The sequence below is a fragment of the Halobacterium sp. KA-6 genome (assembly GCF_021029015.1).
In the GTDB taxonomy this organism is placed as follows: domain Archaea; phylum Halobacteriota; class Halobacteria; order Halobacteriales; family Halobacteriaceae; genus Halobacterium.
The window spans coordinates 112,073-127,199 of the sequence record NZ_JAJJZH010000009.1 but is presented as its reverse complement, the minus strand read 5'-3'; the positions used below and the strand labels follow the sequence as shown (position 1 = coordinate 127,199).

General features: G+C 64.8%; 13 protein-coding genes. 7 read left to right on the top strand and 6 right to left on the bottom strand.

The features are described from left to right. Positions 1–202: 202 nt before the first annotated feature. On the top strand, positions 203–913 hold the full coding sequence (locus tag LPA46_RS15600) for a hypothetical protein (protein WP_230893286.1): 711 nt from the start codon (positions 203–205) through the stop codon (positions 911–913). A 36-nt stretch (positions 914–949) separates the two neighbouring features. On the opposite strand, the gene LPA46_RS15595 is transcribed toward LPA46_RS15600, so the two are convergent. Further along, on the bottom strand, positions 950–1,960 hold the full coding sequence (locus LPA46_RS15595; RefSeq protein WP_230893285.1) for a tyrosine-type recombinase/integrase: 1,011 nt from the start codon (positions 1,958–1,960) through the stop codon (positions 950–952). A gap of 496 nt (positions 1,961–2,456) precedes the next feature. On the opposite strand from LPA46_RS15595, the gene LPA46_RS15590 reads away from it, so the two are divergent. Next, positions 2,457–2,777 (top strand): antibiotic biosynthesis monooxygenase family protein, encoded by a 321-nt coding sequence (locus tag LPA46_RS15590; RefSeq protein ID WP_230893284.1) that lies wholly within the window; start codon positions 2,457–2,459, stop codon positions 2,775–2,777. Between the two features lie 57 nt (positions 2,778–2,834). Further along, on the top strand, positions 2,835–3,449 hold the full coding sequence (locus LPA46_RS15585; protein WP_230893283.1) for a TetR/AcrR family transcriptional regulator: 615 nt from the start codon (positions 2,835–2,837) through the stop codon (positions 3,447–3,449). A gap of 107 nt (positions 3,450–3,556) precedes the next feature. On the opposite strand, the gene LPA46_RS15580 is transcribed toward LPA46_RS15585, so the two are convergent. Next, the gene (locus LPA46_RS15580; protein WP_230889501.1) at positions 3,557–4,120 is read right to left on the bottom strand and encodes an NAD(P)/FAD-dependent oxidoreductase; all 564 of its coding nucleotides are present in this window, start codon (positions 4,118–4,120) and stop codon (positions 3,557–3,559) included. 104 nt (positions 4,121–4,224) lie between these two features. Further along, positions 4,225–4,974 carry a pirin family protein gene (locus tag LPA46_RS15575; RefSeq protein WP_230893282.1) on the bottom strand — a complete coding sequence of 250 codons (750 nt, stop codon included), beginning with the start codon at positions 4,972–4,974 and terminating at the stop codon, positions 4,225–4,227. 147 nt (positions 4,975–5,121) lie between these two features. Here LPA46_RS15575 and LPA46_RS15570 point away from each other — a divergent pair, with 147 nt between their 5' ends. Beyond that, positions 5,122–6,612 (top strand): aldehyde dehydrogenase family protein, encoded by a 1,491-nt coding sequence (locus LPA46_RS15570; RefSeq protein ID WP_230893281.1) that lies wholly within the window; start codon positions 5,122–5,124, stop codon positions 6,610–6,612. A 33-nt stretch (positions 6,613–6,645) separates the two neighbouring features. On the opposite strand, the gene LPA46_RS15565 is transcribed toward LPA46_RS15570, so the two are convergent. The 3 genes from LPA46_RS15565 to glpA are packed head-to-tail and all read right to left on the bottom strand — an operon-like array spanning position 6,646 to position 10,983. Then, a complete protein-coding gene (locus tag LPA46_RS15565) occupies positions 6,646–8,013 on the bottom strand; it encodes an anaerobic glycerol-3-phosphate dehydrogenase subunit C (protein WP_230893280.1) in 1,368 nt (455 codons plus the stop codon). Beyond that, entirely contained in the window at positions 8,010–9,284 is a 1,275-nt protein-coding gene (gene glpB / locus LPA46_RS15560; RefSeq protein ID WP_230893279.1) for a glycerol-3-phosphate dehydrogenase subunit GlpB, read from the bottom strand. The genes LPA46_RS15565 and glpB overlap by 4 nt, the downstream gene beginning before the upstream one ends. After that, the gene (gene glpA / locus LPA46_RS15555; RefSeq protein WP_230893278.1) at positions 9,274–10,983 is read right to left on the bottom strand and encodes an anaerobic glycerol-3-phosphate dehydrogenase subunit GlpA; all 1,710 of its coding nucleotides are present in this window, start codon (positions 10,981–10,983) and stop codon (positions 9,274–9,276) included. Before glpA ends, glpB begins: the two co-directional genes overlap by 11 nt. Before the next feature lie 298 nt (positions 10,984–11,281). Here glpA and glpK point away from each other — a divergent pair, with 298 nt between their 5' ends. The 3 genes from glpK (at position 11,282) to LPA46_RS15540 (ending at position 15,123) form a co-directional block, all read left to right on the top strand. After that, positions 11,282–12,814, top strand: coding sequence for a glycerol kinase GlpK (gene glpK / locus LPA46_RS15550; protein WP_230893277.1), 1,533 nt, complete (start codon positions 11,282–11,284; stop codon positions 12,812–12,814). 1 nt (position 12,815) lies between these two features. Beyond that, positions 12,816–13,886 carry a hypothetical protein gene (locus tag LPA46_RS15545; protein ID WP_230893276.1) on the top strand — a complete coding sequence of 357 codons (1,071 nt, stop codon included), beginning with the start codon at positions 12,816–12,818 and terminating at the stop codon, positions 13,884–13,886. A 67-nt stretch (positions 13,887–13,953) separates the two neighbouring features. Then, complete coding sequence (locus LPA46_RS15540; protein WP_230893275.1) at positions 13,954–15,123, top strand: Cdc6/Cdc18 family protein; 1,170 nt, start codon at positions 13,954–13,956, stop codon at positions 15,121–15,123. The last annotated feature ends 4 nt before the right edge of the window (positions 15,124–15,127 follow it).

Here is a 15,127-nt window from a genome sequence, read left to right as displayed (position 1 = left end):
GGCTGAGCGCCGCCGACAGCGACAGCTCCGCCTTCGATCAGCGTTGCTCAACCGTGATCGACGACTCACCACAACAAAACAGGTGGCTCAGGTCACACTAACTGGCAATGCTTTGTGAGGTACTGAGATTTTACATAATGGCTTAGTCAACGTACATGTGAACGCATTATGATTTGGAGTCAGGAAACAGGGTGGGCTTAGCATGTTGGATGCTTTGATGATCCCAATTGTTGTATGGCTGTTAATAAATACGATTATTGCAGTAATCGTCTCAAAACATGCAGCAAAGAGGGGGCACACCGGATATTTTTGGATCGTATTCTTCTTAGGAGTTATCGGGGTGTTATTGTATGTTGCAGATGTGGCGGGGAGCAATCAAAACGCCGAAGCAGGACAACATACCCGGCGGTCAAAACAGAAGTCAGGGTCTGGTGGGACGAGAACGATAGAAGAAGAAGGTAGTGAGGTTGCTGTTTCCGCTGTTTACGACGAACTCGAAGCAGTTGGTGAAGCAGGACCAGATTATTTTATTGAGCATATTTATCCTGTATACTCCGCCGGATACAATTCAGGTACCCGATGGTGGAAGGACTGTATTTCGCCTCGTCTAAAATCGTACTCCGAGATAGAGCCACCTGAAAATGAGGGCGATGCTTGGACACACAGACGAACAAAAGCCCGTAACGAGAATTCAGCCACAGATAGTTGGAAAACTTCACCAGATACTGACTTTATGCACAAGGAATTGGGGGACCGATCAAGAGGGCTATACGTGGAAGTCACAGACGGAGAAAAGGACGGGGGTTTCTTCGTTAAAGAAGATGGTGTGACTGCGGTGTCATACAAAGTGGAATCTGAAAACGGGGAGAAGTGGGTCGCTAACGCTAAATCCTATTTACAGGGAGTATATTGATGAATCCTCATAGATACTTGAGGTAAATTGGAATAGTCATACGTTCTCAAGATATTCTCGTCGCACCTCCGCTTTCTCCTCTTCTGTACGGGAGTCATAGTGCTGTTCCAATACTTTCCTACTTACATTCATTCGCTCGGAAACCACATCTTTGGGGACGTCTGAATTCAGGTGTTCAGTTATCGCACTCCGTCGGATCGGATGTGGACTAACAGAAGAGGGGCATTCATAGGATTTCTTAATGCGTTTGCGGGCACTACAGTCCGCTAATTCTTTTTCGTGAGGACATTCACCCGTATACTGACAAGGCTCCGTTAAGTGTTCCGTGTAAAGCCGGAGTGTTTGTGTAGTTGCCCGCCCTTGGCGAGTCGGAAATAGGGGCTTCCTGTCGTACTCGTCTGTCTTATCCAAGCGATTGTGTTTGATATAGTCGGAAAGAGCGCCCTTCAGTCCATCCTGAGAAACGTAGACTGCGCGCTCTCCCTCTTCTCCATTCTTCAACGGTGTACCTTCTTCTGGGCGGTGGCGGACGTGTAGAAGATGTTTGCCGGGCTTCCAGTCATCGACGTCTAATGCACGAATAGACCCAATTCGCATTCCGGAATGATACAGTAGGTAGAAGAGAACGTGATTCCGTGAGGCGTAGTCAAACTGCTGGTAGTATTCTAAGATGGCATTAACTCGTTCCGGGGCGATTGTAGCGTCTCGCACGGGGTTTTCCGGTCGTGGTATATCGAGTTTGTCAGCCAGTCCATCTTCTACAAGTTCCCGTTGTTCACACCACCGGAGCAAAGCCCGGATTGACATTAGGTTGTTATACAGGGTTTGCTCGTTAATTTCAGAATTCTCCCGCCTCCATGTCTTATACTGGTTTACAACGTACCCGTTCAGATCCCCGATATCCTCAATCTCAATTTCTTCAGTCCATTCAACAAACGAGCGGAGGTGGTACTTCTGGTTGACAAGGGTGCTTTCCCGAACCTCGTGTTTTCGTTCGTTCTGGAATTGGTCAATAACTGCCTGTGGCGATTCGGTGAATTTCGTCATGGTTGGGTTTGATTGAGCCCGAACCACCGGCATCGATGGACTGCCTGTGTTGTGGAGGAGTCGGCGGTTCAAATCCGCCCCAACCCACTTCTACTGACGCAACGACCACAAGAGACCTCTGTGTCTCTCGCGTCGTCTCGGTTGTGTGGTGTTCGGCGGATTTGAACTCTGCAAGACGCAGCGCGAGTGATAGCGAGCGACCGTCTTGCTCCAGTTCACAATCCGCTCCAACCCATTCTCTGAAACCTTCACCGCGAAGCGACTGCTCTGTCGCTTCGCGTGAAGTACTCGTGTGAATGGCGTTCGGCGGATTCGAACCACGGAAGTCGCGCGCAGCGAACGCAGTGAGCGAGCACGTCTTCCGGAGGTTCAAATCCGCCCCAACCCGCTTCTACTGAACTTACGCCGACGAGCACCGCGAACCGTGTGCGAGTCTCGTCGTGTAACACAGCCCGGGGAAGCCTCTTGGTCCCCGTAGGCGATTGCAGAAGTATCGATGTACCTCGTCACCTTTCGCCTCGACCCCGGGGAGTACGACGACAAGTTCCACGAGCTCAACGACCGAATACAGGCAGCCGCCGAAGAGACGGACGGATATCGCGGCAAGCGCACGTGGAACGACCCGGAGAGCGACGAGGTGCTCGTCGTCTACTACTGGGAGTCGCTCGACGCGCTCGATTCGTTCGGCGCCGTCGACGACCACAAACGAGCGAAACAGCGGTGGACGGAGTGGTACGACGCCTACGAAGTCACCGTCACGGAAGTACTGGATAGGTACGGCAGCGGATTCGGTGACGACGCGGACCCGCCCGAGTAGTCCAGCTGTCGGGCGACGAGGAAACGGATATGAGTCTACCGACCCAAGAGAACAGTAATGAGCGACGCAGACGGAATCGTCGAGGCAAACGACACCCGCGAGGAGATTATGGAGGCGACCTTCCGGGCACTCAGCGAGCACGGATACAAGGACCTCCGAGTCCAGGACATCGGCGAGGAGATGGAGCTGTCGCGGCAGGTCATCCACTACCACTTCGACGGGAAGTACGACCTGCTGTCCTCGTTCCTGGAGTACATCATCGACCAGTACGAGGGCAGCGTCGAGGTCGCCGACGACATGGACCCGCGGTCGGAGTTGGACGCGCGCATCGACCAGTGTCTGTTCGGGCCGGAGTTCGACGAATTCACGCACTGGGACCGCATGAAGGTGTACCACGAACTGTACGCGCACGCGCAGAACGACGACGAGCACCGCAAACTCTTCGAGGAGCACTACGCGCGCCTCCGCGGCAGCATCGTCGACGTCATCGAGGACGGCATCGAGCAGGGGGTCTTCCGCGAGGTGAACGCCGAACGAATGGGCCAACTCGTCACGGACGTCATCCACGCGGCCCGCGAGCGCCGCATCTCCCTCGGGCACGACGACGCGCCCGAGGAAGCCCGCGCGGCCATCGACGAGTTCGTGCTGGACTCGCTCGAACGCGACGACTAATCGGCCGACAGCCGCTACTTCTCTACTGAGCGCCGTGTCCACGAGCGAGATACCAGTCGCTGAGCGCTACGCACTCGCTCGAAAATATCGGTGGGAATCGAACCGCGTTACAGTTCGGGGACGTCCGACGGCATGTCGAAGTCGTGGTAGTACTCGCCCTTCTCCTTCGAGAGGATGTCGAGCACGGCGGCCGCGCCGTCGCCGACGGCGATGGCGGCCTGCCACTTCGTGTCGCGGCCCATCGCGCCGGTCGCGTAGACGCCGTCGACGGACGTCTGCATGTCGACGTTCACGTCCACGACCTCCTCGTCGGTGAAGTCGCAGCCGAGGTCCTCGGCGAGGTCACGGTTGCCGCCGGTCGCGAGGACGACGTAGTCGGCCTCGTACTCGCCGTCCGCGGTCGTGAGGGCGAAGCCGTCACCGGACTGCTCGACGGCGGTGACTTCCTCGTCCTCGTGGAGGTCGGCGCCGCGGGCCTTCGCCTGCTTCTGCGCGATTTCGACGAACGTCATCCCGTCGATGGAGCGGACGCCCGGGTAGTTGAAGAGGTGAGCCTTGTGCATCCACGTCTCGTCGGTGTCGAAGACTACGGTGTCGAGGTCGTTCTTCGCGGCGAACTGTGCTGCGGACAGGCCGGCGGGACCGCCGCCGACGACTGCTACGTCTACCATGGACGTGTGTCGGTGCTCCCGGAGGAAGTAGTTTACCATCCGGTAAAACCGGCGAGGACTGCCGAGTCAGCGTCAGAAAGACCGCAACGAGGGCGCTATCGCCTTCAGAGCACGAACGGGCCGCGCTGCTGAATCGGCTCGTCGTGGGGTTGGCCGGCGACGGCGACCACGCGGAGGTCCGAGTCGTCGCGGAGTTCGACCGCAGTCTCGTCGGTGACCGTGAAGACGTCACCTTCGCCGAACTCACTGCCAGCGACCGTCCCCGTGCCGGAGACGCCGTAGACGAATCCCGTCCAGTCCTCGGGAATCGTCCACTCCCACGCGTCCGACACGCGGACGTCCAGGTACTCCATCGGCGTGTGGAGCGAGAGCGGCGACCCGTCGCCGACGACCGTCGTCACCGTCGCTCCGTCTTGCTCTTCGGTGGGCAGGTCGGCCTGCGTGGCGTCGACGTAGTCCGGGTCAGCCTCCTTCTTCGCGCGCGGGAGGTTCACCCAGAGCTGGAGGCCGTTGCAGCCGCGATTCCCGGCCGGGAACTCGGAGTGGCGGATGCCGCTCCCGGTCGTGATGCGCATCGCGTCGCCCTCCTGGGCGACGTTGCTGACGCCCAGCGAGTCCTCGTGGTCCATCCCGCCGTCGACCATGTAGGAGACGATTTCGAAGCCTCGGTGGGGGTGCATCGGGAACCCCTGGTCGGGGTCGATGTAGAACCGCTCGAAGAGGACGAACGGGTCGAGGTTCGCGGGGTGGTTGTTCGTCGGGAACGCGCGATTCGAATTCACGCCTGTGCCGTGTCGGACTCGTTCGCCGGGAACGGGGCCGTCGGGCAGCTGCTGGCCGTCGTTGGCGTTCATGCTTCCGCCTTGTTTACCAAGCAGTAAAACAGGTCCGGTGGGGGCGTCGTTCTCCCACTCCGACGGACCTGTTCGCTGGCTGTGAATCGGCGGAGGTCACTTCATCCCGCCCGCTTTTACGCTATTCTACCGTCTGGTAAAACGTAGATGACTACCGACCTGTCCATCGACGCCGACTGGACCGAGCAGTACATCGACGGCGAGTGGGTCGCCGCCGAGAGCGAAGAAACCATCGCCGTCGAGGACCCCTCGACGCGCGAGACGGTCGCACACGTCCCCGCTGCGACCGAGGGCGACGTGAACGCCGCCTACGAAGCCGCTGCCGAAGCGCAGACAGAGTGGGCAGAAGCGCCGCCCGCGCAGCGTGCGGCCGTCGTCCAGCAGTTCCTGCAAGCGCTCCAGGAGCACTCCGAGGCAGTCGTCGACCTGCTCGCCCACGAGGTCGGCGGCTCCCAGATTATGGGCGAGACATCCATCCAGATTGCCTCCGACCACGCCGGCGAAGCCGCGACCCTGCCGCGGCGGATGAAGGGCGAGCACGCCGACTCGAACATTCCCGGGAAGGAGAACATCGTCGAGCGCGGGCCGAAGGGCGTCGTCACGGTCATCTCGCCGTGGAACTTCCCCCTTAACCTGAGCGCGCGAGCGGTCCTGCCCGCCATCGCAGCGGGGAACAGCGTCGTCCTCAAGCCCTCCACGAACTCCCCGATTACGGGCGGGCTGCTGTTCGCCAAACTCTTCGAGCAGACCGACCTCCCCGAGGGCGTGCTGAACGTCGTCACGGGACGCGGCTCGGACATCGGCGACCGCGTCGCCAGCCACACCGAGAGCGACGTCGTCTCCTTCACCGGCTCCACCGAGGTCGGCCAGCACGTCGCGGGGCTCGCGGGCGAGAACCTCGCCGTCCCCGCGATGGAACTCGGCGGCAACAACGCGTTCGTCGTCACCAGCGACGCCGACGTCGACCGCGCCATCGACGGCGCGACGTTCGGCTCGTTCGTCCACCAGGGTCAGGTCTGCATCTCCATCAACCGCCACATCGTCCACGAAGACGTCTACGACGAGTACGTCCGGAAGCTCACCGAGCGCGCCGAAGAACTCGCGGTCGGCAGCGCCCACGAGCCCGACACCGTGGTCGGCCCCATCATCGACGAGTCCCAGCGTGACGAGATGCTCGAATACGTCGAGCAGACCGTCGACGCCGGCGCCACGCTCGAAACCGGCGGCGAAACCGCGGACATCGACGGCATCGAGGACTCGCTAGTCGTCAAGCCGACCGTGCTCTCCGACGTGACCAACGACATGGCGGCCGCGAGCAACGAGCACTTCGGCCCCATCGCGCCCGTCATCCCGTTCTCGGACGTCGACGAGGCCGTCGAACTCGCCAACGACACGAAGTACGGCCTCTCCGGTGCCGTGCACGCTGGCGACCTATCGGTCGCGAAGGACATCGCCGGCCGCATGGAGACCGGGAACGTCCACATCAACGACCAGCCCATCAACGACGAAGCCCACGTGCCGTTCAGCGGCATCGGCGCGTCCGGCATGGGGACGTACAACAGCGACGCGTTCCTCCGCGAAATCACGGAGACGAAGTGGATTTCCGTCCAGCACGAACCGCGCGACTACCCGCTGTAAGCGCGGCCGTCGAACCGTCGCAGCAGCGAATCGTCAGTTAACCACCGCCGCTTCGAGCAGTTCCAGCGGGTGGCGGACGTCGTATCCCGTGCCGTGTTCCATCTGCATCGCGCAGGTTGGGCACTCCGTCATCCCGGTCTCGCCGTCGGCTGCCTCCATGTGGTCGAACATCTCGTCGCCGATTTTCATCGAGGTCTCATACTTCTCGGCCTTCCAGCCGTACGTCCCGGAGATGCCCGAGCAGGAGTCGCCGACGTCCTCGACGCCCACGCCCTCCAGGTCGCCGAACAGTTCGACGGCCTGCCGGTCTAGGCCCTGATTGCGAGCGTGGCAGGGTGCGTGATAGGCGAACTCCGCGGCGAGGTCGTCGCCGACATCGGCGTCGGCGAGTTCGTCTTGGAGGTCCTCGTGGATGCGGAGGTACTCCACGGACTCGAACGTGTTCGAGGCGACGTCGTCGATGCCGTCGATGTCGAACAGTTCGGGGTACTCCTGGCGAATCGCCATCGAACACGACGTACAGGAGGCGATTGCGTCGTATCCCTCGTCGACGAGGTCCGCGAACGAGGAGACGTTGACTTCGGCGTCGCGGTGCGCGTCGTCGAGCATCCCGTTCGCGAACATGGGTGTGCCCGAGCAGCCCTGCTCCGGGACGACAATTTCGTAGCCGAAGTGCTCGTAGACGCGCACGAGCGCCTTCGCCACCTCGGGCGTGTTGTACTCGGCGTAGCAGCCGTGGAAGTACGCGACCTGCTTGTCGGCGTCCACGGGTTCGCCGCGGCGCTCGCGGGCCTCGCGGGCGCGCTCCTTCGAGCCGGCAGCCCCGCCCTGCGCGGCCCACCACTCCGTGAACGTCTCCGTCGCGAAGTCGGGGAACTCACGCTCGCCGGTGACGCCCAGCAGTTTCTCGCCGAGCCAGCGCGCCGGCCCGAAGTTCGCCGCGGCGTTCGCGAGCCGCGGCACCTTGCTCGCCAGCCACGCCGACGTCCGGTAGTTCGCGAGCAGCCGATTCCGGACGTACTCCACGGAGAAGACACTCATCTCCTCGCTGACGTACTCGCCGCGCGCGGTGTTGTGCATCTGGGAGAGCCCCACGCCCGACGGACACGCGTTGTCGCAGCGCATGCAGTTCGAGCAGTCCATCACAGAATCGTCCACGCTGTGGTCGTCGTCGCGGCGCTTCAGGCGCCACTGCTCGGGGCCCTGGAACTTCGGCCCGGGGAAGTCGTCGTCGACCTCCGCGACCGGGCAGTTGGTGTCGCACGTCGAGCACTTGTAGCAGGAATCCGCGCCCGGGCGCAGGTCGAAGTCGTCGCTGTCGTCGAAGACATCGACGGGCTCGAAGTCCTCGCCGGTGTTCGGTGCCACTGGGTCGAAGTCGGTGGATTGGCTGTCACTCATCGTGTCTCCTCCGCGGCGCGCCGGCCGGACGCGTAGCCCGTCGCAATCGAGACGCCGCCGCCGGACTTCTCGGCGGCGAAGTCGTAGCCGCCGAGCACGCTCCCGGCGGCCCGCAGGTTCTCGAATTCGGTGCTCCCGTCGGCTGCTTCGGGTCGCAGGCTGTCGTCGGTCGCGACGCCGAACCGCGCGAACTGGTGGTCGCCGAACACGTCGTCCGCGAACCAGTCGTAGCGGTCGTCGGCGTGTGCGATGTGGCAGTCGAAAATCGGTTCGTAGACGCCCTCGCGGTCGGACTCCACGCCCTTCCCGACGAGGCCGCCGGTCGCGAGCACGTATTGGTCGGCGGCGTTCGGGATGCGCGCGCCGTTCTTCTCGACGTACACCCGCTCGATTCGGTCGCCACCGTCGTAGTCGACAACCGGGTTCCCGGTCTCGATGCTGACGCCCGCCTCGTCGAGGGCGTCGAAGAGCGCGTCCTCCAGTCGGAGGCCCGGCAGCGACGGCGGGCCCATCGGCACCTCGAAGACGGCTGCGCCGAGATCGTCCGCGAGCGCGTCGCGGACGCCCGCGGCGTCGTCGTCGCCGAGAATCGCCGGGAAGCCCACGCGCTCCTCGCCATCGAGTTGGGCCTTGACGCGCTCCGCGAGCGCCGCTCTGACTGGCCGGTCGTGGTTGTCGACGGTCACCGTGCCGTCCGTGTCGAGGAGTTTGGCGTACCGGGTGATTTTCGCGTCCGCACGGAGGTCGCCCGGGAACCGAATCGTCGCGCCGCGCACGTCGAACGGGACGCCGGCGGCGTCGAGGTGTGCAGCGGCCTGCGGCGCGTCGAAGTCCACCATTGCCTCGAACCCCACGAGGAGGGTGTCGCGGTCGTCGCTGGCGACGCCGGCGCTCGCGCCTGCCGGGTAGCGCGCGGTCGGCTTGACGGTTCCGCCGTGGGTCGGAATGAGGGCGTTCGCGTCCGTGTGCGACCCTCGGTAGTGGGGCGCGGCGTCGTCGAACAATTCCAGCGCTTCACGGACGGTCTCCACGCCGACCGTCCGGTAGGGGTGTGACTCCGGGAGGTCCGGAATCGCGTCGAAGGGGTCGACGAGCGGGCCGTCCCCGTCGGGCGTGTAGCCGAGCACGTCCACGAGCCCGGAGGCGTGCCGGAGCGTGCTCTGCTTGTAGGACACCAGCCGGGTGTCGGCGCCCGCTCGTGCCGCGGCGAGCGCGCTCGTCAGGCCTGCGAGCCCGCCGCCGACGACGAGGACGTCCGAGTCAATCGCCACGGTTGCCTCCGTCCGTTCGGGCCGCTTCGGTACCACTGTCGAAGGCGGTGAAGTCCACGCTGTCCCCGTCCGCGGGGTCGTTGTCGCGGTTCTGCGTGGTCGCGTGCAGCGTGTAGTTCAGCATCGCCTGCGAGAGCTGTTCCCCCCAGAGCGCGTGGCGCTGGCCCTTCCAGCGCTCCTGCAAGAGGTCGTCCCACGCTCGTCTGGCCGTCGCTTCGTCGTAGCCGTCGTCACCGTGGAGTTCGCTGGCCATGCGGTGCGCGCAGAAGCCGCCCTGGCAGTTCCCCATCGACGCGCGGGTGCGGATGCGGACGGCGTTGAGGTCGGAGCCGGACTGCCCGATAGCGTCCTGGAGTTCGGCGCGCGTGACGCCCTCGCACTCGCAGACCACAGGATTCGGCTCGTCCGTGGCGAGCACGTCGTCGGCGCGCGAGCCGAGGCGTTCGACGCTGCGCCGGCCGATCGGCGAGCGCAGGCCGAACTCGTCCATGTAGTCGCGGAGCACGGAGAACTCCTCGCTGCCCGGGAGGGGGACGTCGGCGGTCCGGCACTCGGCGTCGACGCCGAACCGCTCACAGACGTGGTCGGCGACCGACTCCGCCATCATGCGGTAGGTCGTGAATTTTCCGCCGACGACCGTCGTCATCCCGGGGAGGTCGTCGCGGTCGGCGTGGTCCAGCAGGAAGAAGTCCCGCGTGATGTCCGTCGGGTCGTCGCTGGCCACGTCCGGGGGCTCGTAGAGAGGGCGGACGCCCCAGAACGAGCGAATCGTCCGGGCCTCCGAGAGCATCGGCACGAGCTCGGCGAGCGTGTCGACGAGTTCGTCGACCTCCCACTGCTCCTCGGGGTAGTCCTCGGGGTCGTCGACCTCGACATCGGTCGTGCCGAGGATGGCGGTCGTCTCGTGCGGGACGACGATGTCGGCGTCGCCCTTCGGCCGGCAGCGGTTGACGACGGTGTCGACCTGCCGGACGTTCGTCACGGTCATCACACCCTTCGAGGGGCGGACCGCGACGTCCACGCCCGCCATGTCGCCGATGCGGCCCGCCCACGCGCCAGCCGCGTTGACCACGTGGTCCGCGCGAATCTCTTCGGTACCGCCTTCGGTCCCGTGGACGTGCTTGCCGGGGCCGGAGTCGTGTTCGACTTCGAGGCCGACGACCTCGCCGCCCTCAACGAGCACGTCCGTGACCGTCGAGTGCGTCTCGATGCGCGCGCCGTGTTCCTGCGCGCTAGCGGCGTTCGCCACCACTAGCCGGAACGGGTCGACCGCGCCGTCCGGCACGACAATCGCCTTCTCGACGTCCTTCGCCAGGTGGGGTTCCATCTCGCGGGCTTGCTGGCCGGAGATGACCTCTGCGGGGATGTCGCAGGCTTCGCAGCCGCGGAGTTTCTCCTGGAAGTACTCCTCGGAGTCCTCGGGGCGCTTGACGAAGAGGCCGCCGGTCTCCTCGACGCAGTGGCTCGCGATGTCCCGGAGCACGCGGTTCTCCGCGATGCACTCTCGCGCGCTCGCCTGGTCGGCGACGGCGTACCGGCCGCCGCTGTGGAGGAGACCGTGCATCCGGCCGGTCGTGCCGTGTGTGAGGTTGCCCTGTTCGACGAGCGTCACGTCGAAGCCCCGCATCGCGAGGTCGCGGGCGATGCCGGTGCCCGTCGACCCGCCGCCGACGACGGCGATGTGTGGTACCGATGCCATCTGTGCTCGGGTTCGACACCCACACACTTTATTTTATCGTAGAATCCGACTCCACAGTAAATTTAGGGGCGTTCGGGTCGGTTCTCGGCGTGTGAGCATGCAGTCACGAGCGTAAATACCCAAATCCCACCGGACAAGGAACCAGGGTCGGACCGGGGGAGACGCCGCTCGCGGCCGCGCGAACTATCTTTACCCCGAATCCCAGACCCACAGTAACATTTATTATAATCCATTCTTATTTACTGGCAGAGCGGCGAAGTCGGTAAACTAATTGGCCGCCACACGGAGCAACCAACCCATGCCAGACACCTACGTCGGCTCGATAGACCAGGGGACGACCGGAACCCGCTTCATGGTCTTCGACCACAGCGGGCAGGTCGTCGCGAACGCCTACGAACAGCACGAACAGATCTACCCCGAGCCCGGCTGGGTCGAACACGACCCCGTCGAAATCTGGGAGAACACGAAGGCGGCCGTGACCGAGGGCCTCGACGCGGCCGGCCTCGACGCCTCGCAGTTGGAGGCGTTGGGCATCACGAACCAGCGCGAGACGACCGTCGTGTGGGACGCCGCCAGCGGCAAACCCGTCCACAACGCGCTCGTCTGGCAGGACCGCCGCACCACCGACCGCGTCGAGGAACTCGAAGCGAACGGCACCGTCGAGGAGATTCGCGAGAAGACCGGCCTCGAAGCCGACGCGTACTTCTCCGCGACGAAGACCGAGTGGATTCTGGACAACGCCGAACCGCTGAAACTCCAGACCTCTCGCACCCAGAACCTCCGCGACCGCGCTCGCGAGGGCGAACTCTTGATGGGCACCATCGACGCGTGGCTCATCTACAACCTGACCGGGAACCACATCACGGACGTCTCGAACGCCTCCCGGACGATGCTGTACAACATCCGGGACCTGGAGTGGGACGACGACCTGCTCGAGGAGTTCGACGTCCCCGCCGAGATGTTGCCCGAGGTCCGGCCGTCCTCCGACGAGGATCTCTACGGCCACACCGACCCGGACGGCTTCCTCGGCGCCGAGGTCCCCGTCGCGGGCGCGCTCGGCGACCAGCAGGCCGCGCTGTTCGGGCAGACGTGCTTCGACGAGGGCGACGCCAAGAACACCTACGGCACCGGCTCGTTCTACCTCATGAACACCGGCAACGAGGCCGTCGAGTCCGACCACGGCCTCCTCACCACCATCGGCTTCCAGCGCTCGGGCGAACCCGTCCAGTACGCGCTGGAGGGCTCCATCTTCGTCACGGGGGCCGCCATCGAGTGGCTCGAGGACGTCGACCTCATCAACAACGCCGCCCAGACCGCGGAACTCGCGCGCTCCGCCGAGTCGACTGACGGCGTCTACATGGTCCCAGCGTTCACGGGGCTCGGCGCGCCCCACTGGGACGGTCGCGCTCGCGGGACCATCGTCGGGATGACCCGCGGCACCGAGAAGAAACACATCGTCCGCGCGACCCTCGAATCCATCGCCTACCAGACCCGCGACATCGCGGAAGCGATGGAGGCCGACTCGGGCGTCGAGACCACGTCGCTGCGCGTGGACGGCGGCGCGGTAAAGAACAACTTCCTCTGCCAGCTCCAGTCGGACATCATCCAGACCAACATCGTGCGGCCGGAGGTCGACGAGACCACTGCGCTCGGGTCGGCGTACGCCGCCGGCCTCGCGGTCGGCTACTGGGACGACGTCGACGAACTGCGCTCGAACTGGCAGGTCGACCGGCAGTTCGAGCCCGAGATGGAGGAACCGAAGGCCGACAAGATGTACGGCCGGTGGGACGACGCCGTCGACCGCTCGCTGGACTGGGCGCAGGAGGACTAACATGTACGGGGTTCTCCAGATTCCGGTCGTCGGGATGGAAGTCGAGCCGTTCGTCGTCCTCCTGATTACGGCGCTGGCGGGTGGCGCGTTCGGTGCGGCGCTGGGCGCGCTCCCGTCGTTCATCTTCACGGGCTTCGTCGTCTTCCTCGGGGAAGGTATCGCGATTCTCGAACGACAAATCGGCACCATCGAGGCGGTCCCGCAGGGCGAGATTGCGACCGGGCTCACGGGCGTCATCGGGTTCGGTGCCATCACGGGCCCGCACATCGCGTTCGCGGGCGGCGTCGCGGCGTCGGCGTACGCGGGCAAGAAGTATCCCGAGATGGCGCCCGACGGCTGGGACTACCACTTCGGGAAGAACATCTCGTACGCGTTCGGCACGAAACCCGACATCCTCGCGGTCGGCGCGGTGTTCGGCGCGCTCGGGATGCTCGTCGCGCGCGTCCTCGGCGGCCTCGGCGCGCCGACCGACGGCATCGCGGTGTCGGTCGTGCTGACCGCACTGGTCGCCCGCGTCGTCTTCGGCTACCCGCTCCTCGGCCGCCCCGCGGGGTCGGGCTTCCTCGACATGACGCCGTTCGAGCGCGAGGAGAAGCGCGCCGCGACCGACGGCGGGACCGCGAGCGCGCGGCTGGCGACCGAGCCGTGGCTCCCCCACCAGTACCGTTGGTCGGGCGTCACCGCCATCGGGCTCGTCGCCGGCGTGCTCGCGGGCTACATCTGGCTGCAGACCGGGAGCATCTTCATGGGGTACGGCATCTCCGCGATGAGTCTCCTCTTCCTCCAGTTGGGCGTCGAGAAGATTCCGGTCACCCACCACATCACACTGATGGGGGCGGTCGGTGCGGTCGTCGCGCTGCCCGTGTTCGGCAGCGAGGCCGCCGCGCTGCTCGCCGCCGGCGCACTCGGCGCGGGCAGTGGGCTCGTTGGAGAGGTCGCCCAGCGCGTGTTCTACTCGCACTCGGGCACCCACGTCGACCCGCCCGCGATAGCCATCGCCGTCGTGATGTTGGTCGTCGGCGTCCTCTACCTGCTGGGCGTCGTCCCGAACGCGGGGTACCTCGGCCTCTGAACCGCACCAACCCCGGTCCTTTTTACTACGTGGTTGGTACCGTGGATAACGAACACTCCCCTACGCCATGGACATCGACGCGCGAATAAAGCGGCGACAACGCCGGGACGACGGCCCCCGCCTCGTGCAGGACTACGAGGCGCTGGCGCCAGTCACGCACCTCGACGAGCCGTCGGACCGTGGTCCCGTGCTCGAACGGCTGCTGGACCACCTCGACCCGGTGTTCGACAGCCGTCTGCCGCCGAACGCGTACGTCCACGGGCCTTGCGGCTCCGGGAAGACCGCAATCGTCACTGCGCTGTTCGGCCACCTCGAACGGCTGTCCACGCAGACGCAGTCGGTCATCTACACGAGCACGCGCGCGGGGTCGCCAACTGCGCCGGGCTTCGTCTACGTCGACGCCCGCGAGACGAGCAGCGAGTTCGCGTTCTACCACCACGTGCTCGACGCGCTCGTCGACGAGCGCGTCCCCGAGCACGGCATCGGCACCGAGGAGATTCGCGACCGCCTGCACGAGCGCGTCGGGCAGTCGCGGGGCGGCGTCGTCGTCGGCGTCGACCACGTGGGCGCGCCGGACAGCACGGACACCGACCGCCTTGTCCAGTTGTTCGCGGGATTGCCGAGCAACGCGAGTTGGCTCGCAATCGGTCGACAACCGCCCGAGGAGACGGCGCTCGCGGAGTACACGGCGACGACGATTCGAGTGGAGCCCTATCGACGCCAAGTGCTCGTGGACGTGTTGATGACGCGCGCGTCCGAGGGGCTCGCGCAGCAGGCGCTCACGCACGACCTCGCGCGCCGCATCGCGGACTGGGCCGACGGGAACGCCCACGACGCGCTCGCGGCGCTGTTCGTCGCTACCGACCGCGCGAACTGCGCCGACCACGACCGGGTCACGCCCGAAGACATCGACGCGGCGATAGCCGAAGTGCCGGAGCCGTCGGTCTCGCTAGGGCGCGTGCTCGCGCTCCCCGAGAACAAGCAGCTCGTGCTCCGGGAGCTGGTCGACCTCGACGCCGACGACCGCGATTCCGTGACCGCGACGACGGACGCAATCAGCGCCGCCGTCGACCTCTCGGCGGGGACGGTCAAGCGCTACCTCTACGAGTTGGCCGAGAGCGGCGTCGTCGAGCGCGTGCAGGCCGAGCAGCGCGCGGGGAAGGGACGACCGCCGAGCCGCGTGGAGCTGCGGTTCCCGCCGACCGCGTTCCGCCGGCTGTACGACCTCCGGCTGTAGTACA

Coding starts and splice junctions, on each gene's coding strand:
- LPA46_RS15600 (WP_230893286.1), top strand. CDS start 203: ATGTTGGATGCTTTGATGATCCCAATTGTTGTATGGCTGTTAATAAAT.
- LPA46_RS15595 (WP_230893285.1), bottom strand. CDS start 1,960: ATGACGAAATTCACCGAATCGCCACAGGCAGTTATTGACCAATTCCAG.
- LPA46_RS15590 (WP_230893284.1), top strand. CDS start 2,457: ATGTACCTCGTCACCTTTCGCCTCGACCCCGGGGAGTACGACGACAAG.
- LPA46_RS15585 (WP_230893283.1), top strand. CDS start 2,835: ATGAGCGACGCAGACGGAATCGTCGAGGCAAACGACACCCGCGAGGAG.
- LPA46_RS15580 (WP_230889501.1), bottom strand. CDS start 4,120: ATGGTAGACGTAGCAGTCGTCGGCGGCGGTCCCGCCGGCCTGTCCGCA.
- LPA46_RS15575 (WP_230893282.1), bottom strand. CDS start 4,974: ATGAACGCCAACGACGGCCAGCAGCTGCCCGACGGCCCCGTTCCCGGC.
- LPA46_RS15570 (WP_230893281.1), top strand. CDS start 5,122: ATGACTACCGACCTGTCCATCGACGCCGACTGGACCGAGCAGTACATC.
- LPA46_RS15565 (WP_230893280.1), bottom strand. CDS start 8,013: ATGAGTGACAGCCAATCCACCGACTTCGACCCAGTGGCACCGAACACC.
- glpA (WP_230893278.1), bottom strand. CDS start 10,983: ATGGCATCGGTACCACACATCGCCGTCGTCGGCGGCGGGTCGACGGGC.
- glpK (WP_230893277.1), top strand. CDS start 11,282: ATGCCAGACACCTACGTCGGCTCGATAGACCAGGGGACGACCGGAACC.
- LPA46_RS15545 (WP_230893276.1), top strand. CDS start 12,816: ATGTACGGGGTTCTCCAGATTCCGGTCGTCGGGATGGAAGTCGAGCCG.
- LPA46_RS15540 (WP_230893275.1), top strand. CDS start 13,954: ATGGACATCGACGCGCGAATAAAGCGGCGACAACGCCGGGACGACGGC.